14 protein-coding genes and 1 tRNA gene are annotated in these 19,921 nt (G+C 38.9%); 5 read left to right on the top strand and 10 right to left on the bottom strand.

What is annotated here, in order from left to right; all coding sequences use genetic code 11:
* Positions 1-23 precede the first annotated feature (23 nt).
* The 9 genes from ACR2MV_RS14220 to ACR2MV_RS14180 all read right to left on the bottom strand — a co-directional run bounded on the left by ACR2MV_RS14220 (position 24) and on the right by ACR2MV_RS14180 (position 8,275).
* Positions 24-98, bottom strand: a tRNA-Val gene (locus ACR2MV_RS14220).
* 85 nt (positions 99-183) lie between these two features.
* Positions 184-996, bottom strand: coding sequence for a hypothetical protein (locus ACR2MV_RS14215; protein WP_434022707.1), 813 nt, complete (start codon positions 994-996; stop codon positions 184-186).
* Positions 997-1,046: 50 nt separating this feature from the next.
* The gene (locus tag ACR2MV_RS14210; RefSeq protein WP_434022706.1) at positions 1,047-2,240 is read right to left on the bottom strand and encodes a bifunctional folylpolyglutamate synthase/dihydrofolate synthase; all 1,194 of its coding nucleotides are present in this window, start codon (positions 2,238-2,240) and stop codon (positions 1,047-1,049) included.
* A gap of 29 nt (positions 2,241-2,269) precedes the next feature.
* Positions 2,270-3,238, bottom strand: coding sequence for an energy transducer TonB (locus ACR2MV_RS14205; protein ID WP_434022705.1), 969 nt, complete (start codon positions 3,236-3,238; stop codon positions 2,270-2,272).
* A gap of 6 nt (positions 3,239-3,244) precedes the next feature.
* A complete protein-coding gene (locus ACR2MV_RS14200; protein ID WP_434022704.1) occupies positions 3,245-3,637 on the bottom strand; it encodes an ExbD/TolR family protein in 393 nt (130 codons plus the stop codon).
* Between the two features lie 16 nt (positions 3,638-3,653).
* Positions 3,654-4,355 (bottom strand): MotA/TolQ/ExbB proton channel family protein, encoded by a 702-nt coding sequence (locus ACR2MV_RS14195; RefSeq protein ID WP_434022703.1) that lies wholly within the window; start codon positions 4,353-4,355, stop codon positions 3,654-3,656.
* 82 nt (positions 4,356-4,437) lie between these two features.
* The gene (gene nhaD / locus ACR2MV_RS14190) at positions 4,438-5,799 is read right to left on the bottom strand and encodes a sodium:proton antiporter NhaD (RefSeq protein ID WP_434022702.1); all 1,362 of its coding nucleotides are present in this window, start codon (positions 5,797-5,799) and stop codon (positions 4,438-4,440) included.
* Positions 5,800-5,942: 143 nt separating this feature from the next.
* Positions 5,943-7,175, bottom strand: a complete 1,233-nt coding sequence (locus tag ACR2MV_RS14185) for a Glu/Leu/Phe/Val dehydrogenase dimerization domain-containing protein (RefSeq protein WP_434022701.1) — start codon at positions 7,173-7,175, stop codon at positions 5,943-5,945.
* A 17-nt stretch (positions 7,176-7,192) separates the two neighbouring features.
* Positions 7,193-8,275 (bottom strand): anhydro-N-acetylmuramic acid kinase, encoded by a 1,083-nt coding sequence (locus tag ACR2MV_RS14180; RefSeq protein ID WP_434022699.1) that lies wholly within the window; start codon positions 8,273-8,275, stop codon positions 7,193-7,195.
* Between the two features lie 83 nt (positions 8,276-8,358).
* Between ACR2MV_RS14180 and ACR2MV_RS14175 the strand changes: the two genes are divergently transcribed.
* From ACR2MV_RS14175 to ACR2MV_RS14155, 5 genes are all read left to right on the top strand, one after another.
* Positions 8,359-9,498 (top strand): acyl-CoA dehydrogenase, encoded by a 1,140-nt coding sequence (locus ACR2MV_RS14175; protein ID WP_434022697.1) that lies wholly within the window; start codon positions 8,359-8,361, stop codon positions 9,496-9,498.
* A 5-nt stretch (positions 9,499-9,503) separates the two neighbouring features.
* Complete coding sequence (locus ACR2MV_RS14170) at positions 9,504-10,412, top strand: TIGR01777 family oxidoreductase (RefSeq protein ID WP_434022695.1); 909 nt, start codon at positions 9,504-9,506, stop codon at positions 10,410-10,412.
* 165 nt (positions 10,413-10,577) lie between these two features.
* Positions 10,578-15,089 carry a glutamate synthase large subunit gene (gene gltB, locus ACR2MV_RS14165; protein ID WP_434022693.1) on the top strand — a complete coding sequence of 1,504 codons (4,512 nt, stop codon included), beginning with the start codon at positions 10,578-10,580 and terminating at the stop codon, positions 15,087-15,089.
* Positions 15,090-15,091: 2 nt separating this feature from the next.
* Entirely contained in the window at positions 15,092-16,549 is a 1,458-nt protein-coding gene (locus tag ACR2MV_RS14160) for a glutamate synthase subunit beta (protein ID WP_434022691.1), read from the top strand.
* 271 nt (positions 16,550-16,820) lie between these two features.
* Positions 16,821-17,693, top strand: a complete 873-nt coding sequence (locus ACR2MV_RS14155) for an OmpA/MotB family protein (RefSeq protein WP_434022690.1) — start codon at positions 16,821-16,823, stop codon at positions 17,691-17,693.
* 155 nt (positions 17,694-17,848) lie between these two features.
* Here the strand turns inward: ACR2MV_RS14155 and ftsZ are convergent, their stop codons facing one another.
* A complete protein-coding gene (ftsZ, locus tag ACR2MV_RS14150) occupies positions 17,849-19,834 on the bottom strand; it encodes a cell division protein FtsZ (RefSeq protein WP_434022689.1) in 1,986 nt (661 codons plus the stop codon).
* Positions 19,835-19,921 lie beyond the last annotated feature (87 nt).

Here is a 19,921-nt window from a genome sequence, read left to right as displayed (position 1 = left end):
ATTTATCGGGATTCTGATTGATGTGGGCAATGAGGGATTCGAACCCCCGACCCCCTCGGTGTAAACGAGGTGCTCTGAACCAACTGAGCTAATTGCCCTAAGCGGATGCAAATATAATTTAGTTTTTAATACTGGCAAACATTTCTTCTATAATTTTTGGACTTTTGTTTAGATTAAATATTCCTACTTTGACAAGGAAGGAATATTTTTATAAAAAGAGGTGCTTTGACTTTCTATAGCGCTAAAAATGGAAGCTAAAAATTTCTTTCTGTCGGCCTCCTCGGGATACATATCTGAGATAAGTGCATTCGCTTCATACTGAGATAATTCAGCATCAGAAAACGAATCTAACACAAACATTTCAACAAACTCCCTACTATCATCACCCCAAAAATGGCTAAAAGGATAATAGGCCTGAATTTTTGAATTATTGTCAATCACTTCTTCCACATACTTATTATAATTCTCGTATGAATTTTCATCTTCAGTGTCTGACAGAATATTGGTTTTAATCATAAAAACATAGGGTACATTCTGTCCTGGCAATCTATCAAGATCTTTAGCATTGTCTGCTGTTAAAAAGATCTCATCACTATGCTTGCTTTTATAAAAGCTATTTTGCTTTTCAAAAAAAGCATTTCGTTCTACTTCATCCGGCCACGCCTCTTCTATTAATTCTTTCCTTCTTTCATTTACTTTGATGATATCCTCCCAGGAATGAATCACATTGATCACTTTTATCTCACCAAACTGTGGCGCAAAATAACTCATGAGAACTTCATGTGAGGTCAATAGGTCAATTTTGCTGGTTACTTTTTCAAAATATTCCTCTTCAATGGCAAGCCATTCTTCAAAATCAAAACCATCAGCCCCTTGTAAGGTTGTCACAGTTAAGAAAATGGGCCTGTTAGCATCTTCTGTATCTTGTGCATTCAGCTCATTGATAGTAAAAAGGAAAAACAGAACAATCGAACAAAAGCCTACTCTATATTTCATAAGAATGAATTAAAAAATGAACAACAAATTTAAGCGTTTTTGACCAAAAACTATAATTCTAATTCAGCTACTACGAAAGTACTTCCACCTACATAGATCAAATCATCAGAATTTGCATTTGAGATTGCTTTGTTATAAGCCTCAGAAACTGACCTGAAGACTGTTCCTTTCAATCCTTGAAGTAAGGCTTCTTTCTGCAAAATTTCGGCATCCAGGCCTCTGGGAATCGCTGGTCTGCAAAAATAATAAGCCGCTTTTTTAGGCAACAATGATAGAACACCCTGTAATTCTTTATCATTAACCATTCCTAAAACGACATGCAGATTTTCATAATTTTCTTTTTCCAATTGTTTCATTACAAGCGACAAGCCTTCCTTATTATGTGCTGTATCGCAGACCACCTTCGGTTTGTCTCGTAAAACCTGCCAGCGACCCTTCAATCCTGTATTTGAGACGACATGCATAAGCCCTTTAGAAATATTCTCAGACGTTACTTTGACCACCGTTTGATCGAGTAACTTGATGGCCTGTGCAGCTGTTTTCGCATTTTTTAACTGATATTCCCCTAAAAGATCCGTAGCTACATCCGATGAAACAGTCGTTTCTGCCAGGGACAATGGTGAATTTTTCTCTTCGGCAATCTTTTTAAATACAGGCATCACTTCAGCCTGATATTCACCAATAATAACAGGAGTATTTTTTTTAATGATTCCTGCTTTTTCAAAAGCTATTTCAGCCAGGGTTTCTCCTAAAAACTGTGTATGATCCAGTCCAATATTTGTAATGACAGAAACCAACGGGTTAATCACATTCGTCGAATCCAACCTTCCACCTAGCCCCACCTCTATAACTGCAATATCTACCTTGTTAACAGCAAAATAATCAAAGGCAAGTCCCACAGTTAATTCAAAGAAAGAGAGTCCTTGTCTTTCTAAAAAATCTTTTTCATTTCCGATAAAATCAACTACTGCCTGTCTTTCTATTTCCTCACCATTGATACGAATTCGTTCTCTAAAATCTTTTAAATGAGGAGAGGTATATAATCCTACCTTGTAGCCTGCTTCCTGTAAAATAGAAGATATCATATGACTCGTTGAGCCTTTGCCATTGGTGCCGGCAACATGAATACTCGGGAATTTTTCCTGTGGGTTATTCAGTCTTTCACAAAAGGCCAGAATATTGGTAAGATCTTTCTTAAAAGCGGTGCTGCCTTGTCTTTGATACATAGGCAATCTTGAAAACATCCACTCTAAAGTTTCCTGGTACGTCACACTTATTCTGATAAGGAGAAGTTATAAATAATCGCCCCCACCTGTTTCGCCGGCGCTTTACTATCAGCATTGAACTTTGTTTTTAATGCAGCTTCTTTCGCTTCGGTAAGTAAACATGAAGCTGAATTCGTTGTCCCTTTGGCACCGGGAACAGCAGACACAACCCTCCCGGACTGATCTACACTTATAGTAACAACAACCTTTCCCTCTTCATTACAAGGGTAATCAGGTTTCGGTTTGTTCAGGGCATTTCTATTACTCAGTCTGTAATTACCCCCACTTCCATCTCCGCCAATACCGTAATAACCACTGGCATTAGGATCACCGGTAACCTTTCCTTTGTCTCCGGCCTGATTGTCATTTCCTTCCCCTCCTTCAGCTTTTCCATTACTATCGCTAAAACCACCCATAATGGCATCTGCATTCTTTCGTTTCGCTTCTTCTTCTTTACTTTTACGTTCAATTTCAGCCAGACGTTTGGCTTCGGCCTCTCTCGCTGCAGCTGCTTTTCGTTCTGCTGCCGCCTTTCTCTCCACCTCGGCTTTCCTCTCTGCTTCGGCCTCTCTTTCAGCCTCTTTCTCAGCTTCTTCGATTTCTCTTTTTCTTTCTTCTTCTCTTTTTTTAATCGCTATTGCCTCATCATTATTTTGTGTAATCACTTCTTCCGCTACTTCTTCAGGCGCAGCTTGCGGCTCTGCCGATGCTTCCATTACCTCCTCTTGCACCTCTTCAACGGCTTGTTCCTCAGGCTCAATTTCTGAAGCTGCTTCAGCCGCCGGTTTTAAGGCCTCTGTTGGCTGTCTGTTTCCACTTCCCACATCTGAGGTTCCAAAATTGACTGCAATACCATATTCTTTAGGCGGATCAAAATAGGTCAGGCCAAATACAAACATCAATAACAACAAAATAACTGCAACGATCGAAGTCATTACAGCAGATTTTCGTTTATGTGAAGTATCTAAAAGAGCCATGATGGTCTATTTGGGTCGTACAGCCAGCACCACTTTTATTTTGTTCCGATTTGCAATATCCAGCACTTTTACAGCCTTTTCAATAGGCACGCCTTCCTCTGCTCTTAAAACAATTGTGGGTTGATCACTTTCCTGTAACTTGTCTAATAAATATTGTTCTACTTCGCCTTCCTTTACCTTCTTTTTATCAATATAATAGTCCAGTTTTTTGGTAATGCTAACAGCGGTTGATTTGTTGTTCTCAGTTTTCCCCTGTGCCTTGGGCAGAATAATATCCAAAGCATTAACCGTAACCAAAGTCGATGTCAACATGAAAAATATCAATAACAAAAAAACAATATCCGTCATCGACGACATATTGAAATTTGGATTGATCTTATTTCTTCCTCTAATGTTCATTGCTGCTGAAGTTTGTTTAAACCGGTTCGTTCAAAAGGTCTAAGAATTCCAGAGAATTCGCCTCCATTTGATAGACTACTTTATTGGTCCTGACGATCAAGTGATTATAAGCGATATACGTGATAATCCCCACAATCAATCCGGCCACAGTCGTTGTCATCGCGGTATACAAGCCATCACTCAACATTTTGATATCTATCTGTCCTCCAGAATTCGCTATTTCGTGAATTGCAACGATCATACCTATTACGGTACCCAGAAATCCAATCATAGGGGCCGCACCTGCAATGGTAGCCAGCACACTTACATTTCTTTCAAGTTTGTACACTTCAAGCTTCCCTGCATTTTCAATAGCTGTATTGATATCATCCAAAGGTTTTCCAATACGTGAAATACCCTTTTCAATCAATCGAGCAACTGGTGATTTATTGTTTTGACTAAGAATCTTTGCAGCTTCAACATTGCCGCTTTGAATGTTATCCCTGATCTGATTCATGTAATTCTTATCGATCTTGGTCGCTGCTTTGATCGCTAAAAAGCGTTCGAAATAAATGTATAATCCGATCAATAAAAGCACGAAAAGAATGGCAATTATGATCTGACCTCCCAAACCACCTTCCATGATCAAATTAAAAATTGACAAGGTCTTTTCTTCGGAGATAACTTCTTCTAGATTTTCAGGCGTAGTTTCGGGATCCTGAAGTAAAAATAATGACATATTCCTGAATTAATGAGTATTAAATCGTAACGATACAAACCTAGCTAAATTGCATCAGAAATGTGAAAGTTTCCTTAAAATTTTAAATAAAGGATCGAAGGAACATAAATGCTACAGAACCAACTAAAAATCCTACAAATGCCAGCCAGGAAATTTTCTTTAAATACCAGAAAAAATTGATTTTTTCCATTCCCATGGCAACAACACCAGCAGCAGATCCAATGATCAACATACTACCTCCGGTTCCGGCTGCAAAAGCAATAAAATGCCATAAGGGACTATCGACAGGGTCAGAAAACATACCAATACTCGCTGCCACCAACGGTACATTGTCTATAATCGCCGAGGCCACTCCCATCAGCATCACCACCAAATCCGAAACATTATATCCGTCAATTTTAGGTTCTGTCCCCAACATAGGCACTGTTTCATTCATGGCATTGGCAAAATTAAACAGGATTCCCAAAGATTCAAGGGCAGCAACTGCCATTAAAATACCTAAGAAAAATAAGATACTCGGAAGTTCTATCCCCGATAATGCACTATGCACTGGACTATGATGGCCTGCCTCGTCTGAGTCTGTATCTACACTGGTCAATGAAATCCTTGCATTCGAATAGATTTCTGCGAAAATCGCAACGACGGCCAATGATAACATCATCCCCACATATGGAGGTAAACCAGTTACCGTTTTAAAAATCGGCACAAAGACGATCGCACTCAGACCAAGATATAGCATGATCTTGGAGTACTCATCTGCCTTTTCCTCTTCACCATCCTCTACTGGTTCAATTTCTCCCTGAAAAGCAGGCAATCTAGAGGCAAGTAAAGCCGGAATAGCCATACATAACAGGGATGGAATGAATAAGTATTTGATAAGATTGACAGTGGTAACTTTGTCACTAATCCATAACATGGTTGTTGTCACATCACCAATTGGTGACCAGGCTCCTCCTGCATTTGCAGCTACAATAATCAAACCTGCAAACCACAACCTGTCTTCTTTTTTTTGAATAATCTTTCTCAGAATCGTTATGAGAACAATTGTTGCAGTTAAATTATCAATAATTGCCGATAGGATAAATGCCAAAATAGAAAAAATCCATAGCAGTTTCTTCTTAGAATTCGTTTGCACAAACCCTTTAATTGCAGAGAAACCGTTGAAATAATCAATAATTTCTACAATGGTCATAGCTCCGATAAGGAAAATTAAAATTTCCGCCGTTTTACCCAAATGATGTAGTAGTATTTCATCTAAATGGGTTGGTTCAAGCCTTAAAAGTTCTGTATTAACCTCGAACACTTCAAGATGCCCTAAAGAAATAAGCGCCCAACTCACCGCCATCATCCCAAGCGCCGGTATCAGTTTATCTATTTTTAAATTATGTTCTAAGGTAATTGCGAGATATCCTAATACGAAAACGATTATGACCAGTGATTCCATTTATTTCAATTTTAAGTGCTAAATATAATAATTTATCATATTCTACAAGAATTAAAATTCAAGAAAGATTGTCAAAATTTCTGAACCCATGCAGTGCTAAGAATTATAAATCGAAGTCAGAGAAGTTGAAGATCCAGCCAAAATTATATCAATTGCTGTAGCGCAATCTCAAAAGCTGTTCTACAAATATTGGTGTCATAGGGATGTAAATGATGTGTCTTTTCAAGAGCTTGCCGGATGGTATTTGAGGTGTCCTCAAAAATAGAGTGATCACTCATTGGAAGTTCAACCTTACTCTCCATCAAATAAGCAAACAATCGCGCAATACCGCAGTTAGAAATAAAATCAGGCAGCAAACTCACCTGTTGATCTGTATATTCCATTATCGATCCAAAAAAGATCTCAGGATCTGCAAAAGGCACGTTGGCTCCTGGAGAAATGACTTTTAGTCCCGAACCTATCATCTCTTCAACCTGATCCTTTGTGACCAGTCTTGAAGCAGCTGCCGGAATAAAAATCTCGGCAGGTACCGACCATATTTTTTTATTGATCTCATCAAAAGGCATCATATCTTCAGCCACAAGCATATTCCCGCGCTTGTTTAAAAACATCGTACGGATTTCCTCCATATCATAACCTTCCTCATTAATCACGCCGCCCACCCGATCAATAATTCCCACAACTTTGGCACCAAGTTGGGTCAAATAATAAGCGGCAGCGGATCCGACATTTCCAAATCCTTGAACAATGGCTCTTTTACCATTTATATCGCCACCATAAATATCATAATAATGCTTTACAGCCTTGGCAACACCAAAACCTGTTAACATATCTGCAATGGTATATTTTTTGGATAAATCTGGAGAATAATGCTGATCTTCTATCACTTTGATGACTCCATGTCGTAACTGACCAATTCTATTAATCTTCTCTGCTTCAGTAGGTTTAAAATGACCATTAAACACTCCTTCCTGCGGGTGCCACACTCCTGAATTTTCAGTTAAAGGGATCACATCATGAATCTCATCCACATTTAAATCTCCTCCAGTACCGTAATAATGTTTTAACAAAGGTGTAACTGCTTTGTACCAGCGCTCCAACACACCTCTTTTACGAGGATCATTCGGATCAAAATTTATTCCGGACTTTGCACCACCGATATTGGGTCCTGAGACGGTAAATTTCACCTCCATGGTTTTCGCCAATGACAAAACTTCATTCATGTCCAGCCCTTTCCGCATTCTGGTTCCACCACCTGCAGCACCACCTCGCAAAGAGTTAATCACGGTCCAGCCCTCAGCCTCTGTTTCGCGGTCTCTCCAATGAAATACTATTTCAGGTGACTTATTCTCATATTTTTTTAAAAGTTCTTTCATGATTCTAAACTGTTACGTTAATAATTATAGATCTGTCCTCCACTGTGATCGTGACTTGCACCTGTCACACTTTTGAGACAATTCACCTGACCTTCATTTCTAAGCACTCCTAGCAAGGCAAAAATCAATGCTTCTTTAAATTCAATAATTTCCTTTGAAGGTATAATAACATCCACCGCACATAAATCTTTAATTCGCTCGATTAAATAGGTGTTATAGGCACCTCCACCCGTTATCAACATACGATACTGTGCACCCTCATTCTCAGTTACTACCTGATTTACAATCTCCGCAATTTGCACGGCACTGTGTTCAACACAAGTGGCTAAAATATCTGGGAGCGACAATTCATATTTCTCAATAAGTGGCAACTGGGTTTCTATTACAAATTCATACCCCAAAGATTTAGGTGCCATCTCTTTATAATACCCCAAACTGTTTAGTTCATGCAACAAATCCTTGTTGACCTTCCCTTCAGACGCCATCTTCCCTCCATCATCGTATTCTAATCCATTCAATCTTGTAAAATGATTTAACACAATATTGACAGCACAGATATCATAGGCAATCCTACTGATCTCTTTCTGATAAGAGATATTGGCAAAGCCGCCCAGGTTTAAACAAAAGTCATAGTGCGAAAACAACAGTTGATCACCGATTGGAACCAAAGGAGCTCCCTGACCTCCCAAAGCAACATCTTGAGTTCTAAAATCACAAATCACTTTTCTTTTGGTCGTTGCAGACAGCTGTGCTCCATTTCCAATTTGAAGGGTATACCCTCTGCCCGGATCATGAAAAATAGTGTGACCATGTGAAGCTATAAAATCAATTTTTTCAATCGATTTTTTCTGTATAAAATCCTCCACTTGCTGACCAAGAAATTTACCGTATTGTGCATCGAGAAAAGTCAATTTTTCTCCTGAAAAACCAAAAGCATCCTTCAACCTATTTTTCCATATATCGGAATAATTTACGGCTTCTGTTTCTAATATTTCAAAATGATAACCCTTATTTAGCTCAATTTTAACATATACTAAATCAAGCCCATCCAAGGAGGTTCCGCTCATCAATCCGATCACAAACCATTTTTTATTCTCCATATTCGGTAAAATTACAAATACATTTTGAGAATTTGCCTATCTTTGAGCAATTGAATTTGTAATTACTAAACTCATTTTTATTCATGGATTTTACCCTAACTGAAGAACAAATCATGATACGCGATGCGGCACGTGATTTTGCCAAAACGGAATTACTACCAGGCGTTATTGAAAGAGATGAAAAACAGCAGTTCCCTGCAGAACAAATTAAAAAAATGGGAGAGCTTGGTTTTCTTGGAATGATGACAGATCCCGCCTATGGAGGTGGCGGCATGGATACAGTATCTTATGTGCTCGCCATGGAAGAAATCTCCAAAGTGGACGCTTCGGCATCCGTGGTAATGTCCGTGAATAACTCACTGGTTTGCTGGGGTTTAGAAACCTATGGAACAGAAGAGCAAAAACAAAAATACCTAATACCTTTAGCTACCGGTGAAATTATTGGCGCCTTCTGTCTGAGTGAACCGGAAGCTGGAAGTGATGCGACTTCCCAAAAAACGACCGCTATTGATAAAGGAGATCATTACCTAGTAAATGGGACCAAGAACTGGATTACCAATGGAGGGACCGCCAGTGTTTATCTTGTCATTTGTCAAACAGACATTGACAAAGGTCACAAAGGAATCAATGCTTTAATTATAGAAAAAGGCACAGAAGGTTTTGAGGTAGGTCTTAAAGAAAATAAACTCGGCATTAGAGGATCTGACACCCATTCATTGATGTTTAACGATGTAAAAGTGCCTAAAGAAAATCGAATCGGTGAAGACGGGTTCGGATTTAAATTTGCGATGAAAACACTTGCAGGCGGTAGAATCGGAATTGCCGCTCAAGCCCTTGGAATTGCTTCAGGAGCTTATGAACTGGCCTTGCAATATTCGCAGGAAAGAAAAGCTTTCGGAAAAGAAATCAGCAAACACCAGGCAATTGCTTTTAAGTTAGCCGACATGGCCACTGAAATAGAAACTGCACGATTGTTGTGTTTAAAAGCCGCATGGGATAAAGATGAAAAAAAGAACTACGACCTGTCTGGTGCAATGGCTAAATTATATGCTGCCGACATGGCCATGAGAAACACGGTCGAAGCTGTGCAGATTCATGGTGGCTATGGATTCGTTAAAGAATATCATGTTGAAAGACTGATGCGGGATGCCAAAATAACTCAGATTTATGAAGGTACGTCTGAAATTCAAAAAATAGTGATCTCGAGGTCCATCTTAAAATAAAATTCATGGCGACGCGTATCTTGGTTTCAGGTGGAACGGGCTCTGTTGGGGTTTTACTATGTGACTATCTGACAAGCAAGGGGTATGAGGTCTCGATTTTAAGCAGGACAAGGCGAGCGGGTTCCAAGTACACCACCTTTCTATGGGATTACAAGGATCAATTCATCGAAGAGCAGGCTTTTGACAACTGTGATTATATTGTTCATTTGGCAGGAGCGGGCATAGCTGACAAGGCCTGGACCAATGAACGTAAAAAGGAAATTATAGACAGCAGGGTTGAAACCACCAAGCTCATTTACAGATCTTTAGCTAAAAGAAAACACCAGATAAAAGCCATTGTCTCAGCTTCTGCCGTTGGTTTTTACGGCCAACAGACCAGCCCAGTGATTTTTAAAGAGCAGGATGCTCCGGGAAATGATTTTGTCGCACAGGTCTGCAAACAATGGGAAGAAGAAACAAGGCCGTTCGAAAACTTAGGGATCCGAACGGTGAACCTCAGAATCGGTATTGTACTAATGCAAAAAGGAGGGGCACTTGAAAAAATGGTTCAACCTTTTAAAATGAATATAGGGTCCGCCCTTGGAACAGGCAAGCAATTCATTCCGTGGATTCATGGCAAAGACCTGATTCGAATTATATCGAAGGCTCTTGAAGAGAATTCTATGAGCAACGCTTATAATTGTGCTGCTCCAGACCCCGTTGACAATATAGGTTTTTCACGAGCTATCGCTAAAAAATTAGGTAAATCCATGTGGCTTCCAAAAGTACCCGTCTTTGTATTAAAACTCATTTTGGGAGAACGTTCGATCTTGCTCACCGAAGGAAGCAGGGTTTCATCGGACAAGATTCTCCAAACGGAATTTAAGTTCGAATTTCCGGACCTGGAATCCGCTTTGGACGATCTTCTGCAATAAAATGATTTTCAAAGTCTTTAGATATTAACAATATTTAAAGTCCAAATTAACATATCCTTACTTTTCATCAGTGTAAAATTATGATATTGCATTTCTTGTTGGGTTTATGAATTTTCTTTGATTTTTTTCTATGGATTTCGCTATTTTTGTGAAAATTATTTAATTATGGCGTACGAAAAGCAGGGTGTATATTTACCGGAATTTGAACATGATAATTGTGGAGCAGGGTTTATTTGCAGTCTAAATGGAGAAAAAACTAATGGTATTATACACGATGCCTTAGAAATACTCATCAAATTAGAGCATAGAGGAGCTGTTAGCGCTGATGGAAAAACCGGAGATGGTGCCGGAATATTAATCGACATTCCTCATCAGTTTTTTCAAAAAGTGTGTGATTTTGATTTACCGGAGCAAGGTGAATATGCAGTTGGTATGATCTTTTTACCAAAAGGGATCAATCAGTATAATTATTGTATCAGCGTTTTAGAAGATGAAATTAAAAAACAAGGACTTGAATTATTAGGATGGAGAGAAGTTCCTGTGAATCCTGAACACTTAGGACGGATAGCAGAATCTACCGAGCCAAAGATCATGCAGCTTTTTGTTGGAAAAAACGGGAAAGAATTAAGCTCTTTGGCGTTTAATGCGAAAGTTTATGCGGCAAGAAAAATTGCTGAACACAATATCAACAGTTCTAAATTAAAGCATGCCAAACAATTTTACATACCTAGTTTCTCAACAACTACCTTAATATATAAAGGACTTCTGATTCCTGAAGACATTAGAAATTACTATTCTGACCTGTCTGATCCTGATCTTGTAACAAGATTGGCTTTGGTACACCAAAGGTTTTCAACCAATACGGCCCCATCATGGGATCTTGCCCAACCATTCAGATTTATGTGTCATAATGGTGAGATCAATACCCTTAGAGGAAATGTGAGTCGTATGAAAGCGAGGGAAGAGTTAATGAATAGTGATCTTTTCGGAGAAGATATTAAAAAACTTTATCCGATAATCATCGAGAAGAAATCAGATTCTGCTTCTATGGATATGGCGGTTGAACTTCTTTTAATGACAGGTCGTTCACTTCCTGAAGTCATGATGATGATGGTGCCTGAAGCCTGGGAAAAAGACGATACCATGCCTGATCAGAAAAAGGCGTTCTATGAATACAATTCTTGCATCATGGAACCATGGGATGGTCCTGCCTCGGTACCTTTTACAGATGGTAATTATATCGGTGCCTTGCTTGATCGAAATGGTTTAAGGCCCTCTAGATTCAGTGTAACAAAAAGCGGTTATGTGATCATGTCCTCTGAAATAGGAGTGTTGGATATCAAACCAGAAGATGTGGTAAGACACGGTAGATTGGAGCCTGGAAAAATGTTCCTTGTAGACATGAATGCCGGAAAAATTATTGAGGATGCCGAAGTAAAAAATGAGGTTACAAAAAGACATCCTTATAGAAAATGGCTGAATGACAATCTTCTACCATTGGCTGATGTTCCTTATACAGGGAACAAATGCCCTATTGAATTGACACCATACAGAACGAGACAACGAATGTTTGGTTATACCATGGAAGACATCGATACCATTATCACACCTATGTGTAAAACCGGTAAAGAAGCCATTGGTTCTATGGGTACTGATACACCTCTGGCGATCTTGTCTGAGAAACATCAGTTACTGTACAACTATTTTAAGCAACTATTTGCGCAGGTGACAAATCCACCATTGGATGGGATACGTGAAGAAATCATTACAGATATCAGTCTCGCCATTGGTGAAGACAGAAATATTTTTAACACCTCATCGGATCACTGTAAAAAACTGAAAATTCAGAATCCGGTCATCTCAAATGATGATCTGGATAAAATTAAAAATATTGATCATCCTGATTATAAAGCAGTGGAAATACCCATGCTTTATGATATAAAACGTGGATTAAATTCATTGGAAAAGGCCTTGGAACAGATCGTCGAACAAGCTTCTCAGGCTGTAGATGAGGGTTATAACATTGTGATATTGACCGATAGAGGTGCTGACAAGGCCAACGGTCCTATTCCGGCCTTACTGGCTTGTTCTTTTCTTCATCACTCTTTGAATAATGCCAAAAAAAGATCAAAGTTTGGAATTATCATTGAATCTGCTGAACCTCGTGAACCACATCACTTTGCCACTTTATTTGGTTATGGTGCAAGTGCCATCAATCCATATATGGTAAATGAAATTATTCGTGAAAAAGTAAATTCAGGAACCATTTCCGGAATCGATGCCGAAGAAGCTGTACAGAACTTTAACAAGGCGATTGGGAAAGGGATCCTTAAAATTATGAATAAGATTGGGATTTCCACCTTACATTCATACAGAGCTTCTCAGATTTTTGAGATCCTTGGTCTTAGCAGTAAATTCACGAACAAATACTTTCCGAATACCCCATCAAGAATTGAAGGAATCGGTTTGTATGAAATAGAAAGAGAAATTTCTAAACGACATAAAAATGCGTTCTTCAACACAAAAATTGATCAAAACCTAAAGCTCAATATAGGGGGAGATTATCGATGGAGAAGGAATGGTGAAAAACATATGTTTAATCCAACAACAGTGTCTAAATTACAACAAGCTGTTCGGACAAACAATACAGAAAGCTATGCTGATTATTCCAAAATGATCAATGAGCAAAATGAGAGTTTGATGACCCTCAGAGGATTGTTTGAATTTCAAAACTTAGATCCTATTCCGGTGGAAGAAGTAGAACCTTGGACCGAAATTGTAAAACGTTTTAAAACCGGAGCCATGTCCTATGGTTCTATCTCTAGAGAAGCACATGAGAACCTTGCAATTGCCATGAATCGTATTGGTGGTAAAAGTAATTCTGGAGAAGGAGGAGAAGATTTAAACAGGTTTAGAAAAGACCTGAATGGTGACAGCAGAAACAGTGCTATCAAACAGGTTGCTTCGGGTCGATTTGGAGTTTCGAGCAACTACCTGACAAATGCCAAAGAAATTCAGATTAAAATGGCTCAGGGAGCAAAACCAGGTGAAGGCGGACAACTACCTGGAGAAAAGGTATTCCCTTGGATTGCTGAAGTGAGAAACTCTACCCCGTATGTCGGTTTAATTTCGCCACCACCTCATCACGATATTTATTCTATTGAAGATTTATCTCAATTAATCTTTGATCTTAAAAATGCGAATAGAGAAGCCCGAATCAATGTAAAACTGGTTTCTGAAGTAGGAGTCGGTACTATTGCTGCCGGTGTTGCAAAAGCAAAAGCAGATGTTATTTTGGTTTCTGGTTTTGATGGAGGTACAGGTGCCTCACCATTAACCTCCTTAAAACATGCCGGACTGCCATGGGAATTAGGTATCGCGGAAGCACAACAAACCCTGGTATTAAATGACCTTAGAAGTCGCGTGGTTTTGGAATGTGACGGACAGTTAAAAACAGGACGTGATGTAGCTGTTGCCTGCTTACTTGGTGCAGAAGAATTTGGATTTGCCACAGCACCATTGGTGGCATCTGGTTGCATTATGATGAGAAAATGTCATCTAAATACCTGCCCTGTAGGAATAGCAACGCAAGATCCTGAATTGAGAAAGAACTTTAAAGGAACACCAGAACACGTGATCAACTTCATGTATTTTGTAGCTGAGGAACTGAGAGGAATTATGGCTTCCTTAGGCTTCAGAACTATTAATGAAATGATTGGTCAATCTCAAAAGATCAATACAAAATCAGCCATTGATCAATACAAGGCGCAAGGATTGGATCTTTCAGGGATCCTATACCAACCTTCTGATTATCATGAAAAAGTAATTCGAAATACCGAAAAACAACACCATGAAATTGATGATGCCATCGATTTTCAAATCATACGTGATGCGCATCCGGCCATCTACAGAAAGGAAAAGATGCAATTGAGCTATCCTATAGGCAATACCGACAGATCGGTGGGTGCTATTATCAGTAACGAAATATCCAAAATTTACGGTGCCAACGGATTGCCAAGCAATACCTTACAGATCAATTTTACGGGATCTGCCGGTCAGAGTTTTGGTGCATTTGCCACCAAAGGACTCACATTAAATGTAGATGGAAACACCAATGACTATTTAGGTAAAGGATTATCCGGAGCCAAAATCATTGTGAAAAAACCTGAATCAGCCACCTTTGTGGCAGACGAAAATATCATCATTGGTAATGTTTGCTTCTATGGAGCTACCAAAGGTGAAGCATATATTAATGGTGTTGCGGGAGAACGATTCTGTGTAAGGAACTCCGGAATCACAGCAGTGGTGGAAGGTGTTGGTGATCATGGTTGTGAGTATATGACAGGTGGAAAAGTAGTTGTTTTAGGAAATACCGGAAGAAACTTTGCTGCCGGTATGAGTGGAGGAATTGCCTACGTATATGATCCTGAAAAGAAATTCAAAAACGGTTTGTGTAATATGGAAATGGTCGAGCTTGAAAAGCCATCCGTCACTGACGCACAGGAGTTGTTTGAACTTGTTCAAAATCATTATCATGCCACAGAAAGTTCAAAAGCACTGATGATATTGGAAAATTGGGATAACCAATTAAATCATTTCATCAAAGTGATACCAACAGATTATAAAAAAGCCCTGGCAAGGTTAGCAGAAGAATCAGCAGCAAAACAAACAGTTTAATTATGGGAAAGATAACAGGATTTATTGAGTTTGACAGAGTCGATGAGAAAAACAAAGCTGTAAAAGAAAGGCTTGAAGATTATAAAGAATTCACTGTAAAGCTACCTGAGACTGAGCTTCAAAAGCAAGGTTCCAGATGCATGGATTGTGGAATTCCATTCTGCCATAGCGGCTGTCCGCTTGGTAATTTGATACCTGACTTTAATGATTTGGTATATAGAGGAGAATGGGAAAAGGCCTTAAAGATTTTACATTCAACTAATAACTTCCCGGAATTTACGGGACGTTTATGCCCGGCTCCATGTGAAAAAGCCTGTGTACTAGGCTTGATAGAAGATCCGGTTTCAATCGAAAATATTGAAAAAAATATTGTAGAAAAAGGATTTGAAGAAGGATGGATCGTTGCGCACCCTCCTAAAGAAAGAACAGGTAAAACTGTCGCTGTTGTAGGATCTGGTCCAGCCGGACTGGCAGCTGCTCAGCAATTGAATAGAGCCGGCCATCTGGTGACGGTATTTGAAAGAGATGATGAAGTGGGTGGTTTATTGCGATATGGTATCCCTAACTTTAAGATGGAAAAGGGAATTATTGATCGAAGAATTGCCATTCTAGAAGAAGAAGGAATTTCTTTTGAGACCAACGCTCATATTGGAAAAAACTATCCGGTAGAAAAATTAGAAGAATTTGATGCCATGGTCCTTTGTGGAGGAGCTACCAAGGCTCGTACGCTTCCTACAAAAGGAATCGATGCCAAGGGTGTTGAACAGGCCATGGATTTTTTAACGCAGCAGACCAAGAGAATTTTTGGAAGTGAATATGAAGGTAAAGAGATTTCTGCAAAAGGAAAGGATGTCATTGTGATTGGTGGTGGAGATACCGGTTCTGACTGTGTTGGTACTTCCAATCGTCAGGGAGCTAAATCTGTCACTAATTTTGAGATTATGCCAAAACCTCCTTTGGGAAGAAGTGAAACGACTCCTTGGCCATTTTGGCCCTTGCAATTGAAGACCTCTTCTTCACACGAAGAAGGTTGCGAAAGAAACTGGCTGATAAACACAAAAGAATTCATCACCAATGATAAAGGAGAATTAGTTGGATTAAAAACGGTGGAGGTGCAATGGAAAATTGTTCCAGGTAAAAGACCTGAATTAATTGAACGACCAGGAACAGAAAAAACGTGGCCTTGTGACTTGGCTTTACTGGCGCTTGGGTTTACAGGACCAGAAAACACCTTAAGTGATCAATTAGGGCTTCAATTAGATGCTCGCACAAATATAAAGGCCAGCAATTATCAAACTAATGTGCCCCATATCTTCACGGCAGGAGACATGAGACGCGGACAATCTTTAATCGTTTGGGCCATTAATGAAGGTAGGGAAGCTGCCAGAGAAGTAGACATCTTTTTGATGGGTACGAGTAACTTGCCAGCCAAGGGAGAAGGAGATTTACCCGGCATTTAAACCTTCCTCAAATAAAACTTTAAAAAAGGATTTGATCAATGATCGGGTCCTTTTTTTCTTCCCTATATCTTTCGCAGCCAGCATCCTATAGATTGTGAAAATATTTCTAAATAATCACTTTTTTTATTCACAATGAGGAAATATTAAGATTCTCTTCAGAATTGCCACATACTTTTGCCACGTAGTAAAAATTTAATGAACAGGAACTAATCAACATTTTTGTTCATCACTTAAAAAACACTAAAACTAAATAACCTAAATTTAAATTATGATGAAAAGATTTCTAGCACTATTAGTAATGTCTACTTTGATTGTGTCATGTGTTTCTAAAAAGAAATATGTACAATTGGAAGGTGATTTAATGGAGACAAGGGGAGAATTGCAGAAGACTACTGTTGAAAAAGAAGAATTAGAAGCAAAAATGGCAAAAATTGAAAAGAGAGTTGAGATTTACAACGCTCAAGTAAATTCTTTGCAATCTGACAATGCCAACCTTGCGGAAAGCAACAACCAGAAAATGGACTTGTTAGCAGACAACTCAGCTGTGATGTCTGAAAACATGAAGGTAAGACTTCAGGAAACTTTAGCAAAATTACCTCCTGAAACTTTAGAAGGTGCCAAGACACTAAAAGATTCTATGAATATTGCCATTGCTTATAACTTAGAGCAATCTATCAATGAAAACAATATTGACAAGGATGGTGACATTGATGTACAGATCGACCAAACAGTTGTAATGATCTCTGTTGCTGACAGCTTATTATTTAGATCAGGTAGCTATACTGTGAACTCTAAAGCGCATGATTTATTGTCAAAATTAGCAGATGTGATCAAAGCTGAACCAAGCATCGATGTAATGATCGAAGGACATACAGATTCAAAGGGTATACATACAGAAACTATCGTTGACAACTGGGATTTAAGTGTAAAAAGATCAACAGCTATCGTAAGAGTTCTTCAGAACAAATACAAAGTTGATCCAGCAAGATTGATTCCTTCTGGAAGAAGTTCTTACGTTCCTTTAACTGACAACTCTACATACAAAAACAGAGCTAGAAATAGAAGAACTAACATTATCATCATGCCTAACTTAAACAAATTCTTTGCCTTAATGGTGGAAGAAGAAGTAGTAAGTTTAGACTAATCGAACCCGATAATGATCGAAAAGAAGGCGGCCCATGGGTCGCTTTTTTTGTGCCCTGTTTTTTTCTCACTGCAACGCACAACAGGTCTGTAAAAATAAAAATCCGGAGTAAAACATTGTTTCACTCCGGACTTTCCCACTAACTAAAACTAAAACTAATCAACATTATCGTGTAAAAAAGAATTGTTCGACCTCAACTGGATATCATCATTATCATCTGTACCTAAGGTCATTCTTGATTGTTTCTTATCTGCTTCTGATGACAAAGGAACCTCATCTAAATTAACGCCCATTCTCTTATAGGCAGGTTCGCTTTCAATATCATCTATGTGTTGGTTCATATTATTGATAAACTTATAATTGAAATCCTTCATTTTCATTCTGCGGATTTCGGCTCTGTTACGCAACTCGGCAATCGTTAAGTTCATCGGAGAAACATCTTTGTCTTCAAGAGCTTCGACTACATCATTCTCGACAACATCCTGTTTAGTCACTTTCAGCTCAAAGTTCATGTCTTCATCTTCTACTTTTTCATCTTCAGACATGTTTTTCAACGTCTTTAATTCTGCTGCAAACTCATCTTCAAGCGAATGACGAATTGTTTCCTCACTTAAGGGTGTGACAGGCGCTGCAGCTGGTTCTGGTTTGATCACTTCCAGCCCGACGATCTCGATATCATTAATATTGAAATTCTCTAAGGTCTTCACCTCTTTCACCTCTTCCTTTTTAACATTTTGAATTGGCAGATCAAACGTGAATGAGAATTGATCCTCATTCTCTTCCTGCTCTTCAATGGTCACTTCCTGGGTTGGAGTAACATTTGTGATCTCAAAGTCTTGTTCAACCTGAGGCTGCACCTGTTCGTAGCTCACATGAATATCATTTAATGCTTCTTTCTCAACTTCCAGTGGTTTCACCTCTTCAAAGGTTACAGGTTGATTGATAATTTCAGCGCTGGCATCCGGTTCAACAACTTGATTTAAATTTTCTTGAGTTACCGACTTTACTTCCTCATCAAAATCTTCTTCGTGTAAAATATGTCTGGTTACCTGAGGAACAACTTTTGCAACAGGAGCCGGTACAGGCACTATTTTAGCTTCTCTCTCCTCCAGCAATTTATGTACTATTTTTTTTGATTCGATCTTAGAGATCTCGCTTTGTTGTTCCGGATTAAATCCAGTAGCAATTATTGTCACCGAAATGGCATCTCCAAGCGAATCATCTTCACCCACACCCATGATAATATCCACATTGGTTTTGGCTTCAGATTGTATATAATCGTTGATTTCTCCTATTTCATCAATAGTTACTTCAGAAGTTCCTGAAACTATTAATAACAACACATTTTTAGCTCCCTCAATTTTATTATCATTTAGCAGTGGTGAATCCAAGGCTTTGGTAATCGCATTTTGGGCTCGGTTCGAACCTGAAGATTGGGCCGACCCCATAATGGCTGTACCACTATTAGACAATACTGTTTTTGCATCACGTAAGTCAATGTTCTGAGTGTAGTGATGCGTTATAACCTCAGCAATTCCAGTTGCCGCTGTTGACAATACTTCATCTGCTTTAGAAAAACCGGCTTTAAACCCTAAATTACCGTATACTTCTCTAAGTTTATTATTATTAATGACTACCAAAGAGTCCACATGTGCTCTTAGTTTTTCAATTCCTTTCTGAGCCTGTTCATTACGCATCTTTCCTTCAAACGAAAATGGAATGGTCACAATTCCAACCGTTAAAATATCGAGGTCCTGAGCAATTTTTGCAATCACCGGTGCTGCTCCCGTTCCAGTACCACCACCCATTCCTACTGTAATGAATAACATTTTAGATTTAGTATTCAACATATTCTTGATATCCTCCATACTTTCCATGGCAGAAAGCTCACCAACTTCCGGGTTTGCACCTGCACCTAACCCTTCAGTTAAGGTCGCACCCAATTGGATTTTATGAGGAACTGGACTGCTTTGCAATGCCTGAGCATCCGTATTACATACTACAAAGTCAACTCCTTTGATACCCTTGTTGTACATGTGGTTGATAGCATTACTTCCGCCACCACCTACACCAATTACCTTGATAACATTGGATTGATTTTTTGGTAAATCAAAAGATATATTACTAAATTCTAAACTCATAACTATTTTATTTTTCGGGTTGTATTGTTATTCTGCGTTGTCTAAAAAATCTCTAAATTTTTCTCCCCATTTTTCAAAAATGGTCTT

This window comes from Lutimonas sp. (assembly GCF_051011215.1).
In the GTDB taxonomy this organism is placed as follows: Bacteria; Bacteroidota; Bacteroidia; order Flavobacteriales; family Flavobacteriaceae; genus Lutimonas.
The sequence above is the reverse complement of the archived record's forward strand: the minus strand, read 5'-3'. Positions and strand labels throughout refer to the sequence as shown.